The sequence below is a fragment of the Methyloceanibacter methanicus genome, from assembly GCF_001723285.1.
Taxonomy (GTDB): Bacteria; Pseudomonadota; Alphaproteobacteria; order Rhizobiales; family Methyloligellaceae; genus Methyloceanibacter; species Methyloceanibacter methanicus.
Genome location: NZ_LPWG01000013.1, coordinates 257,393 through 270,921 on the forward strand (window position 1 = coordinate 257,393; position 13,529 = coordinate 270,921).

Below are 13,529 nucleotides of genomic sequence, written 5' to 3' on the forward strand. Positions count from 1 at the left end.
AATGGACCGCTCAAGCGGGGCTGGTCAGATTATATGCTGGTCAGATTATATATAGAACTTAAACGGCAATTTCGGACTCCCATCTTTCTGGGGGGCGGCGACCAGTATGTCACCCACGGCATTTGCAAAGCGTATTGTCACTGGCAGTCCGTCGTTGAAAAGGCAGCTATTGAAATTGATCTTTGTGAGGCTCATGACGTCACTGAGCACGGTTTGCAGCTCGCACTCGCCCCAGTGGACGTCTACAAAGACTGGGTTCGGGGTTTCCGGGCCGAGGTAAGTGTCTAGCCGGGGGACGTATCCAGACGTCCACAGGAAGGCTGCATGTTCGCTTAAGGGTAGCGACGTGCCGCGAATGACGGGGTAATTGCCCCATCGGAACAACTTGATCTCATTCTTTGAAGGCCTGATCTGGACGCAGACGAGTTTCGTTTCTGGCGGCGCGGCCTCGCTGAAGCCTTCCCACTCTTCCTTTGAGAAGCGGGAGCGACCGTGAAGAAATAGCTCCTTCGGAGGGGCTCCGTGTTTTTCTTCATATTCGCTCAGGACCATGGTGATGAGGTCCTTAGCGGCGGAGCGTGTGAGGTGGAACTCCTTCCGTGAGGGTGTGCGCCAGGGCCCCAACGCACCGCGAAAAACAACGCCGTCACCAGAAGCGAGAAACATCTGAGCGGCGCAGCAGGCGTTGGTGTCGTTCGCGAACGCGTCCGTTTGCTTAAACACCAGGCCTACGTAACAGACGCCGGGACGAACATTGGCTAAACGCCACGGCTGACCGCCTGCCTTGTAGTACGCGGTGGTGCAGAGCTTCCAAGCGATGGTGGCGGGATCCTCGACCGGTCGGAGCGGGAAGCCGCGATCATTCTTGAAGTCATCAGGGGCAATAGTGGTTTCGCGAATAAGCTGCGTAACAATTCGGTGTTCAAGCAAGCGAGCCTTCAGCTGTCGGCGAAAGTCCTGGCCATAATGATATACCTCCGCTTCCTCACTCTCCTCGGGAAAGAGAGGGGGTTCGGTTTGCAATCTCAAGGCGCGCTTTCTTGTGAGGGTTACGCTGCCGCTAGTTTGTTCCGCTTTAGGCACGGTCTGGTTTGGCCTGCCAAGGCGGTAGACAAACTCGGGGACCACGACGAACCACAATTTCGGTGCGCTTTCCTCTCGATCAGCGTGGGCGACGAGTTTTGTGACGAATAGGTCGACGGTTCTTTTGATTCCCTCTGCTCGGTTCCTGATGTGGATTGTGGCATCCAGATAAGCTTCGTCCAATTGGATTTGTGCTGCGGGATGAATCGGCCAAGCGGTGTCGAAAGCGGCCTCAAATCCCGGGAAAGTGATGTGGTGGAGGGCGTCGGGATTGAGTCTGGGTGTGTAACGGGGAATGGCCAAGCTAACTCGTTTAGCCCACCGGGAAAAACGCTCCAGCCCGGCGCTGGTGCCGATTACGCCGTAGTCCATAGACGTGGGGGAGCCGGGCTCCTTCAATGGTCCGTAAAGGTAGAGACCGTCACGTGGATGCTCGGCGCATTGGCCGTGAGCAAATTCCAATAGAGGTTCCGGAACAAAATCGAGCCGACGCGTCCAGGCAGATGGTTTGGGGCGTTCTGCGCGTGCTTTTCGGGTCTTATTTTTCATCATCCGGGCTTTCGTCGTCCGGTTCGCTGCGGAACACCGGATCATCTTCTTCGAGATGGGTTTGATCGGCGGTGTCATTGGCAGAGGTGATGCTAGCCGGCACCTGCATCGTTATTGGCATTGCGCCAAGACGCAGAGTGCGATTCTCCCCAAGGGGAATCTCAATTTGAGTCTTCCCGTCTGAGAGCCAAAAGAGAAACGAAAGCACGAGGTCTCGCCAGCGATCATTTCGCCAGCTCTTTGGTACTGAGCGCCGAAGGGAGTGCATCTTCGCGGCACTGGTGATTGGTTCGCGGCCATTGTCTGAGAAAATCAGACGAGGAGTGAGCTGGATGTAGGGTTCGTCACCAAGGCGTACGTATGGGCTTACGCCGTAATGCCAGTGAATCTTCTTGCCACCACCTCGGGTGATTTGGCCGGCAAGATTGCGGCGGCCTTTCCACCCGTTGTTCCAGTCAAAGGTGATGGGTTGTGTGCCAGGGGCAATGCCAGAGTGAACCCAGAAGGCTAGTGAATGACCAGAGTAGCTATAGGTTGCCAGGCCCTTCTGTTGAAGCAATTTCTCAAAGGCTGTGCGGATGAGAACGGAGACCACGTTCTTGGCCTCGCGAGACTGGATATTGAAGTCGTGGAACCCACGTTCGAGAAAATCATCAAGGGGAATTTCATGGGTAAGACGTGGCGTGGCCGCTCCTGGAGTGCCGGCGTAGTCTTTGGTGCCGCCAAAACCAAAGAAGCCTCTCGCATAGGGATAATGAGAGACCGTAAAGTTTCGCGTTGAGGCAGCTATCTGCTCTTCGGAGGCGGACCCCAAGAAGGAGAAGTATCGCACCGTTATCGGAAGCTGCACTATGGGAAGCCAGCTAGACACAAGCACTTCTGGTGTCGAATCAAGCATTGCAGTTTTACTGCTTTGCGCGGCCAACCAGCGGGCCATGCTCTCTGCGTTAAGGCCGTCGGTTTTGAAAAGGCCGCCAATTGTATCGAGTGTGTCCAGAAGTTCGGCTAGACCGCTGCCCCAGCCGTCTCTGAAGTCGATCCACTGATGTTGGACTGCTAGAAAGGGCGCTTCAAATGGCTCAAGCCGAAGCGGGATAATGAAGCTGTCATCGCCGAGCTTCTTGGCGGTTTCGCTCGCGATCTGAATCTCATTTCTACGCCCTGCTTCTTGACGCCTTGGCAGGTCGCGACGAGGAGCATCTTCCGAGACTTGGTGCGAAGTGCTTGCTCCAGATCCGCGCCCAATCGTCACCACCTTTCAAGCTCAATACGTCTGCCCAAACATCGTAACCAGCCGCACTAAGACGTGCGCCGATCCAGAGGGCAAAGTCCTTGTCCTCAGCTGCATGACTAATGAACAAGCCGCCTGGTACGACTCCATCATCTGAGGGGTGTTGGGTCTTAACAGCACGGCGGGCAGCCAAACTCATGTCTCTTCCACCAACTGAATTTCATCTTCGGAAAGTTGGTATAATTCGTACGCCGTTTCGTTGAGAGAGCGCTCACGTGAGTCGATTGCGGTCTCAACTTCGGAAAGCTCAGCCTGTAGCCCCTCAAGCTGGTCCACCAGAGCGATGTTGTTAGTCGTGGCTAGCGATAGCAGTCTGCGTATGAACTCATTAGGCTTGAGCTTTTCCGTGATGCTTACGGAGCGGGCGACGCGTTTCCAAGACAGTATTGCTTGGCGGCCTTCCTCCTCAGACACGAAGATGCCATCGATCGCAGGTGTCCCATCGATTCTTACGACTAGTTCGCCCTCTACGAATTCTGGCTGTATTGAACCACCAATTCGCATCGATGATTGGAGATCCTCGAACCTCTCTTCGAGGAGTTGAGCGAACTTCTCCTTCCCCCATGCAGTTTTCTGGCGAGCTGAGAGTGCGCAAGGGGCTTGGGCTTTCCAGTATTTGGCATCACGCAGCGAGGGCCACAGCCAGCTCGGCGGCCTAACGTCCTCCTCGCATTTGGAGAAGCGGCGCTCCATCAACTCAATTATGTCCCGGCGGCGGGAGTACAGGTCGGTGAGTTCCTGAGCATGTTCTGCTACTGCCCGACATTGGTCAACGTCTGCTTTTGGGATGTGCAGCGGTGCAATGAATTGCCTGTTAGCCTCGAAGTAGCCGCCGCCTTTCGGCTTCGCAATCCGTTGGAAAACCCAATCGGCTACACGAGAGTTAAGAATCCCCAGGAGATACCAGAAATCGTTAGGGTCGGCAGGGATTATCCCATTGACGCGGACGTTGTTGACGTAGAACTGTCCATCGTGGTCTGGGCACACCGCCATGTTCCGGACGGTCTGTGCCACAATGAGTTTTGTGGTCTCTTGCTTGTCGATGTTCTGATTACGTCCAAAGCGATACCAGATGTCGTCGTCAAACGCGCCGTTCTCTCGGGTGCGCAGTTGCTTCTCATATGAGCGGAGGTGCTTCCATGCGTTAGGGAAGGATGATGCCAGCTCGTTCCTCGACAGCAATCGCACGCTGCCTGCTTTGACCTCATACGGAAAGAGTATGTAGGTCTCCGTTTGGGGAAGCTCGTATCTGTTGGCTTCTTCGCCTGAAACGAGGGGATGCATAATTGCATCCTCGATTTGGATTTCAACAGGGGCTGGCTTGCGAGAGTCACTGTCCTTCTTTTTGGGATGGTGCAAATAGCGCCCGGGCCCCACGCGGTCGAGGTGGTAGACATAGTCTGCGCTTGTTTGGATACCGACAAATATCTCTCTTGTTACGTCGGTGTGGTCGAGCCGTCGATGGATGGCGTCAAGCTTGTTTAGTAGAGCACGTTCATGCCGCGGAACGAAAATCCAGGGGTCTCTCTGTGGCAGCTCTTCATAAGCTACATACCAGTTGGGATCATCCCAATCGGGCGTCTTTGCGATCTCGCCATCAGGTGCGAGCACGAAGCGCACGCGGTCATGAGCCCCCTTCGAATAGAACTGTAGCGCCGTATAGGTGATAGCCTCCTCGAAGATCTGGTAGGAGCCAAAGTCAATCCAGCGGTCGAGATAGCGTCCCTTGTGTAGGTAACTGCGCAGTCCTTCTCCATACTCGTTGTAGCGCCATAAGCTCGGGGCAATGTACCCAAGGCTGCCGTGCGCATTGAGCAGGGTGATTCCTTTTTCGATGAATGGCAGGAACAGGTCGAAGTTGCCGGTTTGAGTGCTGTGGTACAGAGGCAGCCCGGGCGCGGTCTCTGCTTTGACAAGAAACTCAGCCATCTCCGGATACACTTTTCGGAAGTGCTGAAGTTTCACATAGGGTGGATTTCCGACAACGCAGTCAAATCCGGGGCCATTTGCTTGCGAGCCGCCGAACACATTCGGGAATTCCGTGCCCCAATCGAAGGCATTGACGGTCTCTTGCTTCTCCTGCCCCCAACTAAGGAGATCCTCGCGCCAGGAATAGAACTCCGGCCCAACAAGGCTATTGCCACACTTGATGTTGCTGTCGAGGTTTGAAAGAGGCTGGTCGGATTTAGCAGTGTGGAGCCAAAGCGCGAGCTGAGCGATCTCTACCGAGGCCGGATTGATATCGACGCCGTATATGTTCTTCGAAAGGATGCTGCGGATTTCGTCGTCTGGTTTGAACTCAAAGAGACTGGCTCCCTTCCCACCGGTGATGCGCGCTAGTTCATTGATGACGCGGCGGCGCTCACGAAGCAAAAACTCCAATGTGTGGATGAGAAATGCACCGGAGCCACAGGCGGGGTCGCAAACCGTGAATCTGTCGAGTTCATCACGGAATTTGTGGACACCCTCAACATGTCTCGTAAATGCGGCGCTTCTCTTCGAGGGTGAGAGGGCGATCTGCTTGGCTACGAGCTTGTCGTCACCTTCTATCTCAACATCCCATCCGCATTCGGCGCGAAGTTGGTCGAGGCGAGGCGTGAGTGTTTCACGAACGATGTGTTCGACTATTGATTCGGGGGTATAATAGACTCCCGTCCGTTTGCGCTGAGTGACCTTGGTAAGCGATGGTCGGCCCTCGGCCTCAGCCTCTAGAACTTCAAGCTCGGTGATGGACTGCTCGAAGATGCGGCCGAGAGTATAAAGCGTGATGGCGTAACCAGAATTCCCCGCCGCCCCAAAGTTGTAATTCCCCGAGAGGTATAAAAGCGTGTCCGGTGAGCCGACCAGCGTCTCCTCGTTCTCGCCTTGCATTGGAGCGCAGAAAGCCTTGTTTGGGACAGTCAGGTTCTCAAGTGCCGGATCGTCTGCAAAGAGTCCGCCGTTAAAGCGATTTATGGGCTTGGACAGGAACGTCTTGCCTTCGTTCATCGCGTGGAAAAGTTCTTTAAGTTTGTTCCATGCGTCGAGGCCCTCTGGGTCAAAGCTTACCATACGGCTTAGCTCGGCGAGGTAGTCACGAAGTGCATTTGGGGGGAAGCTCAACGCCTCACCCATGTCTTCGCAAAACAAGACGAAGATGCAGCGATCAATCAGCTTCTGCGCGAGGCGGACGAGGCGGCCCTTGGTGCCCGAGAAGCTGGGATTGGCCTCTGTGATGATTGTGATGAGGCGTTCCCGATAAGCGCGATATTCTCGATAAAAGGCGTTCTCGATTTCCTTTTCTTGAACCCACTGCTTATGAAGCAACTGCAGGAGCGGTGATCGCCCGGCCTCTGTTAGGAGGGACTTCTGGCTCAGCAGGGTCAGAAACAGAAAGCGTTGGAAAGAAGCTGCTTCCGAATTATCCAGTAGGGAGATGACGTCGTCTCCCGTTTTGGCCGCGATGGTAAATTTCTGATACTGCGCAGGCATATTGTTCCGCCAGTAGAGGCGGAACTCGTTCATATCAGTGACAATGCCCCATGTGGGTTGAACGGCCTCATTGCCAAAGAGTGGCTTAGAGGCTTCCCTCAGATAATCCGTGCACTGCTTAACGGGCGAGCGCGTATTGCCTTTGCGCTTTTGGGGCGCGTCGAGGTTTGAGCGAACGTCTTTAAATTCGCAAAGTACCTGCGGTGTGGCAGGCACTTTCGGACGATCAAAGAAGCCCAGAGCGACGTCGGCTTCACCAGTGCCTCCGGTCGCGCCGGCACCCGCTACAGGGAATTTTGGATGGCATGTGTAACCCTGACCATCTCCTGTCTTGCCGCTTTGCGTATAGCCCCAGCTTTCCTCGAAGAAGACGTTTAGGAACGCCGCTTCAGCCTGGGTTTCAGTTTGAAAGGCTTTGTCGCGCCACTTGGTGAGGCGCACAATGAGCGCATTCTCTGTGTCGGAGCCGGAGAACTCAGCGAAGTCTTTAGCGAAGACAGACCAGAGAAAATCGTCGGATAGCAGTGGCTGGTAGGTCTTAGTCATGGTTTGCGAAGTCGCGCCCGATGAAGCCATAGAGCTGCTGAATTATTAGTCTGTGGTATGGGTTGTTCGTGCGCGCGGATCAGCCTGATAACTTCACCCGTTCTCATCGTGCCTCCCCCCAAGATCTTTTCTAATTCTACTATGAGGTGCTATCTATAATAAAACAAGTATAGATTGCGGGTGGTCCATATCGTCGATCTGGATCTGGCAGGAGAAATCTTCGCGTCTCATAGGCGAACCTTGCCATTGCGCGTTGGGAGCCGTTCGCAGGATACAGCTATTTAACGGTCGTCGATCCCCATCTAGCCTTTGGATGACTAGGAACGGTGCGTGGTCGTCACCCTAACGTCAATGTGGAAAGCGGTTTAGAACGCTTGGCCGGTCAAGCAGTGGTGCGAGTCGACGGGCTCGAAACTCGAACCTTCGTTGAGCGAGGTCGTGATAGTGATGCTTCGGATGGTTCAGCAAGACGATTCCTTGTGGCTGGGTACATGTCCCTGGCTCCAATCGCAAGAGCACCACAGCGGAGTTTCAGTGGTAGCTATTTGGTAGCTATGGACCCCAAATGTCTTGGTTCGATAAATGAGAAAAACCGTCTAACTTATTGATTTTGTTGGTGCCGGCTGCAGGAGTCGAACCCGCGACCTACTGATTACAAATCAGCCGCTCTACCAACTGAGCTAAGCCGGCACGCTAGAGGACGTTTGGTGCACCTCGCGTTTGCACGCGGGGCGGATCGTTTGCGTCCGTGAGCCCTTTATCCCACTTTGCCTTCAAGTCTCAAGCCCAAGCGCGGCCAGGGGAGCGATTGTCTGGCTTGGGCCCGGCGCTAGAACGTGCTGAAGCGGTAGGACACGTTGCCGAACACGCCGAAGCGTTCGCTCTTGAAGTCTTGCAGGTCCGATTCGACGTTGATGTTGACGAAGTCGCTGATGCCCCCGGTCTCGGCGTACCAGTAGCGGACGCCCGCCCCGAGGGTCCAGTTGTCGTCGACGTCGATCTTCAACTCGCCTTCGAGCTGGTAGCCCCAGCCGGTGCCGCTGTCCTCGATATTGGGCGTCCGCCCCAGATCCGAGCGCAGATAGTGACTGTCCTCGTTCATGAGATAGGCCGCGGGCAGGAAGGCCGCATCGCCGCGGAAGGTCACCCGGTCCAGCAGGCGCGCGGTGATCTCCGTGCCGAGCCGCAAGGACGACCACATCGACTTGTTGTTGATGGCCTCGGTTCCGAACCCTACGACCATGGTGCCCGGCGCCCCGCAATAGGCCCCGCCCACGTCGTCCCGGTTGCAGCGGACGCCATAGGCGCTCATCGATTCCTGCCAGTAATTGAAGCCGACGAAGGGGCTGATGACCAGGTTGCCGCTATAGCCGACGTCGAAGTCCTGACCGACATCCAAGGTGACGTAGAACGTGCCTTCGCCGTCGATCCTGCTGTAGGTGTCGGAGAACTTCACCTGACCGGCAAAGTAGTCCTCGTCGTCGAGGCTGCCGCCGCCGAGCCAGCCGCCGCCGATAAAACCCTTGAAGAATGTGTCCGTCTCGTTGCGCACGGACATGAAGAACTCGAGCGAGTTCCCCGTGACGCCGTCATAGGTGAGCGTGGAGGTGGGGCTGCCGTAATAGTCCGGGTCTGGCGCGAGGAATCGAGGTCGAACCGGTTCGACCCCTCGCTCCACCAATAGCGCATGCCGACTTCCCATTGGGGCCGCGGATTGGCGTTCGGGGGGAGGGGGATGGCGTAGGGGCGCGGAACGTCCACAGCGTTCTGCAGAGGGCCGTCGGTCGCGATGACCGCTTGTGCATATGCGCTGTCCGCGATGCCGGCGACAGCCAGCAGCGCCAGACCTAGGCTCCTCAGCATCTTCTCTTGGCCTCGCCCCTTGTTGGATACCGTTTTCGTTATCCAGAAGGTGCACGGCGCATGGTTAAGAGAGGCTTAAGACGCGTTCCGGAATGGTACGTTCGGCGCCCGAAACGCCTGTTCGGGGGCGCTCCGGCTGCGGCTCAACGGCGGCGGCTGGCGAGCAGGCCCGCGGCGAAGGCCACGGCCAGGAGGGTTAGGGGCCCGACCTGGTTCATGGCCTTGTTCACGCTCTGATCGACCAAGGCCAGGCCCTCCGCTGGCGCATTCACGAAATCCGGTTCGCGCGGGCGGGATTTCTGCAAGCCGATGAACAGCAGGACGAGACCGATCAGCGCAAGGATGCCGGCGATCAGCCCCGCGGCGGCGAGCGGCGAGAAATCGTACACCAGCAGGGCATGGTAGCCCGCGGTCAGGCCGAAGCCGACGGCGAACAGGAGCACCACGATTGCGGCCGCGACGATCACGGCCCGCCGGATGGACTGTTCGACCGATTGTTTGATCCTCGCGCCGGTCCGCAGCGAGGAGACCAGCGTAAGCGCGAGCCGCAGCATGGGCGCTCTCCTAACGGCGGGTCAGGATGCCGACGAGCAAGCCGAGCCCGGCCGCGATCGCGATGGCCTGGAGCGGGTTCTGTTTGATGGCCTCTTCGGCGCTCTCTTTCGTCTCAAGCGCCTTGTCCTGGGCGCGGTGCATGCCCTTTTCGGCGATGCGCCCCATAGTCGCGCTCATATTCTGCATTTCGGCGCGGATCGCCTCGATCTGTGCGGCGAGGTCTTCAGTCTCGTTACGCGAGGTCGCCATGTTCAGTGTCCTCCTTGGAAAACGGTTGACGTGTTCTGCATTCAGGTGAGGTGGGTCGGGGTCGGTATCAAGCTCAGCGGGTATACCATGCCCTGACATTTCTTGCCTGACTGTTGCTCAATCGGCGCAGTCGCTTGATTGCCCGCACCTTTCGCTTCGTTTAGAGTCCGAACGCTTAACGGGGTCCCGCAAATGGCCCCAAAAGGGGATCAGCAGGTATGGCTGGCGTGAAATTGGGATCCTTGTGCGCACTCGGTGCGAGCCTATGCGTCGCCTTCGCGTTGGCGCCGCAAGGCCCTGCGCGCGCCGGTGAGCAGGTGGACATCGTGACCAGCCGCGGGCTGATCGGCTTCGGCCATATGAAGCGGGTCACCGAGGCCCATTGCCTCGACCGGAACTATTGGTGGTTCTACCGGCCCTATACGACGGCCGGCGAGGACTTCCCCCGCTGCGAGCCCTATTTCCATTACCTCGACACCGGGGGCGGTACTGGCAATGCCTGGGCGGACCGCGCGATGAAATAGGGCGGCTCCGGCGCCGGCTCTAAGTTTTTCCGTGCAATTTGTGCCGCAATGCTTGCCGCGATCGAAAGTGTTCCATTTTGATGCAGCCATTAATGCTGTATCAATGCTTTTTCTTGGGCAAGTTCGAACGTATTAACTTTAGCGATACTTGACTCCATTAGCCTCGGAACTGTCAGCCGCGCCGCCTCTCAGAGGCCGGGGGCGGCGGACCTGCAAGTTCCGAGTGGAGTTCCAAGATGAAGATTCTGATGACTGTCGTTGTCGCCGTGATCGTGGCGGCCGGCTTCAGCCTTATGTCGGCACCCGAGGCGGAGGCAGGCTGCGCGGTCGGCTATGGTTGCGCCGGCGCAGTGCTCGTGCCGACGCCTCAGCCCATTCCGCTGCGCCGCCGCTGGGTCCGTCCGCGCGTCGCTGCCGTCGCGCCCTGTGTTTCGCCGTGTGCCGCTCGGCCGGTCGTGGTCGCACCGGTTGCGCCCTGTGTGGCGCCATGCGGTGTCCCTGCGCCGCGGGCCTACTACTACCGGTCGCCGAACTACTACGCGAACTACACGCAGCCGGCCTATGCCGGGGGCTGCAATCTCGGCCCCGGCAATTGCTACTGGCGCCGGAACTGCTGGTACGATTCCTTCGGCCGCCGCTTCTGCGACTAGAGACTTCGAGCTTCCAGTGCGTACTGGTTGATTCCCGGGCGTGAGGGGGAGGGTGCGAAAGTGCCGTCCTCCTCCCGCTCGTCCGGCATCACGGCTTGCGCACGCGCGCCCAGTGCAGCGCGACGGCCGCCGCGTTCGACACGTTGAGACTGGCGAGCGCGCTCGCCGTCGAAATCCGGCACAGGATGTCGCAGCGCTCCCGCGTGAGTTGCCGCAAGCCACGCCCCTCCGCGCCGAGGACGAGCGCGAGCGGGTACGTCAGGGGCGCGTCCTCGAGCGTCTGGTCCGCCTCTTCGGCCAGGCCCAGCCGGGTTGACCCCGCGTTCGCCAAGCTCCGCCAAGCTTCGGCGAGGTTCCGAACCTGCACGATCGGCACGAGGTCGAGCGCGCCGCTCGCCGATTTGGCCAGCACGCCGCTCAAGGGCGGGCTATGGCGCTGGGTCATGATCAGGCCCTTCGCGCCGAAAGCCGCGGCCGAGCGCAATGCCGCGCCCACATTGTGAGGGTCGGTCACCTGGTCCAGCACCAGAAGCGTGCCCGACAGGTCCAGGTCCTCCAGCGCCAGCGAATCGAGCGGCCCGGCTTCCAGGAGAACGCCCTGATGGACCGTGTCGGCCCCGAGTTGCCGGTCGAGGGCCTTGGGCAGAACCCGTTCCGGCTCGAGGCCGCGCCGCGCGATCAGGGGGGCCAGCCGGTGGGCCGCGTTCTCCGTCGCCTGGATGGCATAGACAGGCCGCTTCTCGTTGGCGAGGGCCGCCTCGACCGCATGAAGACCGAACAGTTGAACCCGCCCGGAATCGCGGTCTTTCGCCGGTTTTCGGCCCGGGCGCCCGCCGCCGCGTGTTACGGATTTGGAATGCCTTGGCTTTTGCTGCGTCATGATGGGCGGACTTTCCGGGGCGAGAATCGGCGCTGCTTTCGGTGCCTAGCATAAATCCCAAGGATTCCAGGCGCTCGACCCTGATTTACAGTTGACACGGACCGCCTGGCTACTCATAAACAGCGGCTATTGCGGACCCTGCCGGCCGACGGCGGGGTGTTTTTGCTTGGTTAAAATCACCAGTCAATCCATCTGACGCTATTGGTTTCAGGAGGGGTGCCCGAGTGGCTAAAGGGGACGGGCTGTAAACCCGTTGGCTATGCCTACGTTGGTTCGAATCCAACCCCCTCCACCAGCGCTCTAGGAGTTAGAGGCAGACGGTTGCGGGTGTAGCTCAATGGTAGAGCAGCAGCCTTCCAAGCTGACGATGAGGGTTCGATTCCCTTCACCCGCTCCAGTTTCCTAGGCGTCTAGCCTATTGGTTTGATTGTTGAATTTGGTTTGAGGACGACGAGGACGATAGGAGTGTAGCTCAACTGGCTAGAGCACCGGTCTCCAAAACCGGGGGTTGGGGGTTCGAGTCCCTCCACTCCTGCCACGGTCGGGGACAGGGTTTTGCGGCGGCGGCCAGGCGCACACGGTCCAAACGTTTAACGCAACGGCGGGAACAGTCGATTCCCGCGAGTAAGAACAGAGATGGCGAGAACGAACCCGTTTGAGTTTCTGCAGCAGGTGCGGACCGAGGTGTCGAAAGTCACCTGGCCGAGCCGGCGCGAGACGATCATCACCACGATCATGGTGGTCGTCATGTCGATCATCGCCGCCTTGTTCTTTCTCGGCGTGGATTGGGTGCTCGGCACGGTCGTTCAGCTGATTCTCGGCATCAGATTTTTCTAGGAGGTCGAAGCTTCAGTCCGATGGCTATGCGCTGGTATATCGTCCACGCCTACTCGAATTTCGAGCGGAAGGTCGCCGAATCCATCAGGGAGCGCGCCGATTCCGCGGGGCTCGGAGAGCAGTTCGAGGAAGTGCTCGTGCCCATGGAAGAGGTCGTGGAGATGCGGCGCGGCCGGAAGGTGGCGTCGGAGCGGAAGTTCTTTCCGGGTTATGTGCTGGTGAAGATGGAGCTCAACGACGAGACCTACCATCTGATCAAGGACACGCCCAAGGTGACGGGCTTTCTGGGCACGGAGAACAAGCCCATTCCGATCACCGAGGAGGAGGCGGGCCGCATCCTCCAGCAGGTTCAGGAAGGCGTGGAGCGGCCGAAGCCGTCCGTGACCTTCGAGATCGGAGAGCAGGTTCGGGTCGCCGATGGCCCATTCGCCTCCTTCAACGGCCTCGTGGAAGAGGTCGACGAGGAGCGGGCCCGGCTCAAGGTGGCGGTTTCGATTTTCGGCCGGGCGACGCCGGTCGAGCTCGAATACGCGCAAGTGGAAAAACTGTAGCGAACGCGCGTTTCAAGGCGCGCAACACGTGTAAACGCAGGACGTACTGGGATGGCGAAGAAAGTAGACGGTTACATCAAGCTGCAAGTGCCCGCCGGGCAGGCGAATCCCTCGCCGCCGATTGGCCCGGCGCTGGGGCAGCGCGGCGTGAACATTCAGGAGTTCTGCAAGTCGTTCAACGCGGCCACGCAGAAGATCGAGCCGGGTTCGCCGATCCCGACCGTCATCACGGTCTATGCGGATCGCTCTTTCACTTTCGAGATGAAGACGCCGCCGGCGTCCTATCTCCTGAAGAAGGCGGCGAAGGCGAAGAGCGGCTCCAAGGAGCCGGGCCGCACGGTTGCGGGCAAGGTCACACAGGACCAGTTGCGCGAGATCGCCGAAATGAAGATGCAGGATTTGAACGCCAACTCCATCGAGCAAGCGATGAAGATCATCGCCGGGTCCGCCCGTTCGATGGGTCTTGAGGTCCAGGAGTAG

13 protein-coding genes and 4 tRNA genes are annotated in these 13,529 nt (G+C 58.4%); 8 read left to right on the forward strand and 9 right to left on the reverse strand.

Translation table 11 applies throughout. The features are described from left to right. Window positions 1–45: 45 nt before the first annotated feature. From AUC68_RS13080 to AUC68_RS13110, 8 genes are all read right to left on the reverse strand, one after another. The gene (locus tag AUC68_RS13080; protein ID WP_244500523.1) at window positions 46–1,635 is read right to left on the reverse strand and encodes an argonaute/piwi family protein; all 1,590 of its coding nucleotides are present in this window, start codon (window positions 1,633–1,635) and stop codon (window positions 46–48) included. Then, entirely contained in the window at window positions 1,622–2,887 is a 1,266-nt protein-coding gene (locus AUC68_RS13085; protein WP_069438050.1) for a toll/interleukin-1 receptor domain-containing protein, read from the reverse strand. Before AUC68_RS13085 ends, AUC68_RS13080 begins: the two co-directional genes overlap by 14 nt. Continuing rightward, on the reverse strand, window positions 2,787–3,062 hold the full coding sequence (locus tag AUC68_RS18805) for a toll/interleukin-1 receptor domain-containing protein (RefSeq protein ID WP_083240733.1): 276 nt from the start codon (window positions 3,060–3,062) through the stop codon (window positions 2,787–2,789). Before AUC68_RS18805 ends, AUC68_RS13085 begins: the two co-directional genes overlap by 101 nt. Then, on the reverse strand, window positions 3,059–6,940 hold the full coding sequence (locus tag AUC68_RS13090) for an Eco57I restriction-modification methylase domain-containing protein (RefSeq protein WP_069438051.1): 3,882 nt from the start codon (window positions 6,938–6,940) through the stop codon (window positions 3,059–3,061). The genes AUC68_RS18805 and AUC68_RS13090 overlap by 4 nt, the downstream gene beginning before the upstream one ends. Before the next feature lie 614 nt (window positions 6,941–7,554). Beyond that, window positions 7,555–7,630 (reverse strand) — tRNA-Thr (locus tag AUC68_RS13095). 139 nt (window positions 7,631–7,769) lie between these two features. Continuing rightward, complete coding sequence (locus AUC68_RS13100) at window positions 7,770–8,642, reverse strand: hypothetical protein (protein ID WP_141701282.1); 873 nt, start codon at window positions 8,640–8,642, stop codon at window positions 7,770–7,772. A 304-nt stretch (window positions 8,643–8,946) separates the two neighbouring features. Beyond that, window positions 8,947–9,357 (reverse strand): phage holin family protein, encoded by a 411-nt coding sequence (locus AUC68_RS13105; protein ID WP_069438053.1) that lies wholly within the window; start codon window positions 9,355–9,357, stop codon window positions 8,947–8,949. Between the two features lie 10 nt (window positions 9,358–9,367). Then, on the reverse strand, window positions 9,368–9,607 hold the full coding sequence (locus AUC68_RS13110; protein WP_069438054.1) for a DUF883 C-terminal domain-containing protein: 240 nt from the start codon (window positions 9,605–9,607) through the stop codon (window positions 9,368–9,370). Between the two features lie 218 nt (window positions 9,608–9,825). Between AUC68_RS13110 and AUC68_RS13115 the strand changes: the two genes are divergently transcribed. Beyond that, a complete protein-coding gene (locus AUC68_RS13115; protein WP_069438055.1) occupies window positions 9,826–10,131 on the forward strand; it encodes a hypothetical protein in 306 nt (101 codons plus the stop codon). Window positions 10,132–10,367: 236 nt separating this feature from the next. Then, the gene (locus tag AUC68_RS13120) at window positions 10,368–10,781 is read left to right on the forward strand and encodes a hypothetical protein (protein WP_069438056.1); all 414 of its coding nucleotides are present in this window, start codon (window positions 10,368–10,370) and stop codon (window positions 10,779–10,781) included. A gap of 88 nt (window positions 10,782–10,869) precedes the next feature. Here the strand turns inward: AUC68_RS13120 and rlmB are convergent, their stop codons facing one another. Further along, window positions 10,870–11,661 (reverse strand): 23S rRNA (guanosine(2251)-2'-O)-methyltransferase RlmB, encoded by a 792-nt coding sequence (gene rlmB / locus AUC68_RS13125; RefSeq protein ID WP_069438057.1) that lies wholly within the window; start codon window positions 11,659–11,661, stop codon window positions 10,870–10,872. A gap of 210 nt (window positions 11,662–11,871) precedes the next feature. Here rlmB and AUC68_RS13130 point away from each other — a divergent pair. The 6 genes from AUC68_RS13130 to rplK all read left to right on the forward strand — a co-directional run bounded on the left by AUC68_RS13130 (window position 11,872) and on the right by rplK (window position 13,529). Next, window positions 11,872–11,956: transfer RNA gene (locus tag AUC68_RS13130), tRNA-Tyr, on the forward strand. A gap of 28 nt (window positions 11,957–11,984) precedes the next feature. Next, window positions 11,985–12,058 (forward strand) — tRNA-Gly (locus AUC68_RS13135). 64 nt (window positions 12,059–12,122) lie between these two features. Next, window positions 12,123–12,199: transfer RNA gene (locus tag AUC68_RS13140), tRNA-Trp, on the forward strand. A gap of 98 nt (window positions 12,200–12,297) precedes the next feature. After that, entirely contained in the window at window positions 12,298–12,498 is a 201-nt protein-coding gene (secE, locus tag AUC68_RS13145) for a preprotein translocase subunit SecE (RefSeq protein ID WP_069438058.1), read from the forward strand. Window positions 12,499–12,518: 20 nt separating this feature from the next. After that, on the forward strand, window positions 12,519–13,049 hold the full coding sequence (gene nusG, locus AUC68_RS13150) for a transcription termination/antitermination protein NusG (RefSeq protein ID WP_069438059.1): 531 nt from the start codon (window positions 12,519–12,521) through the stop codon (window positions 13,047–13,049). Between the two features lie 51 nt (window positions 13,050–13,100). Beyond that, entirely contained in the window at window positions 13,101–13,529 is a 429-nt protein-coding gene (rplK, locus tag AUC68_RS13155) for a 50S ribosomal protein L11 (RefSeq protein WP_069438060.1), read from the forward strand.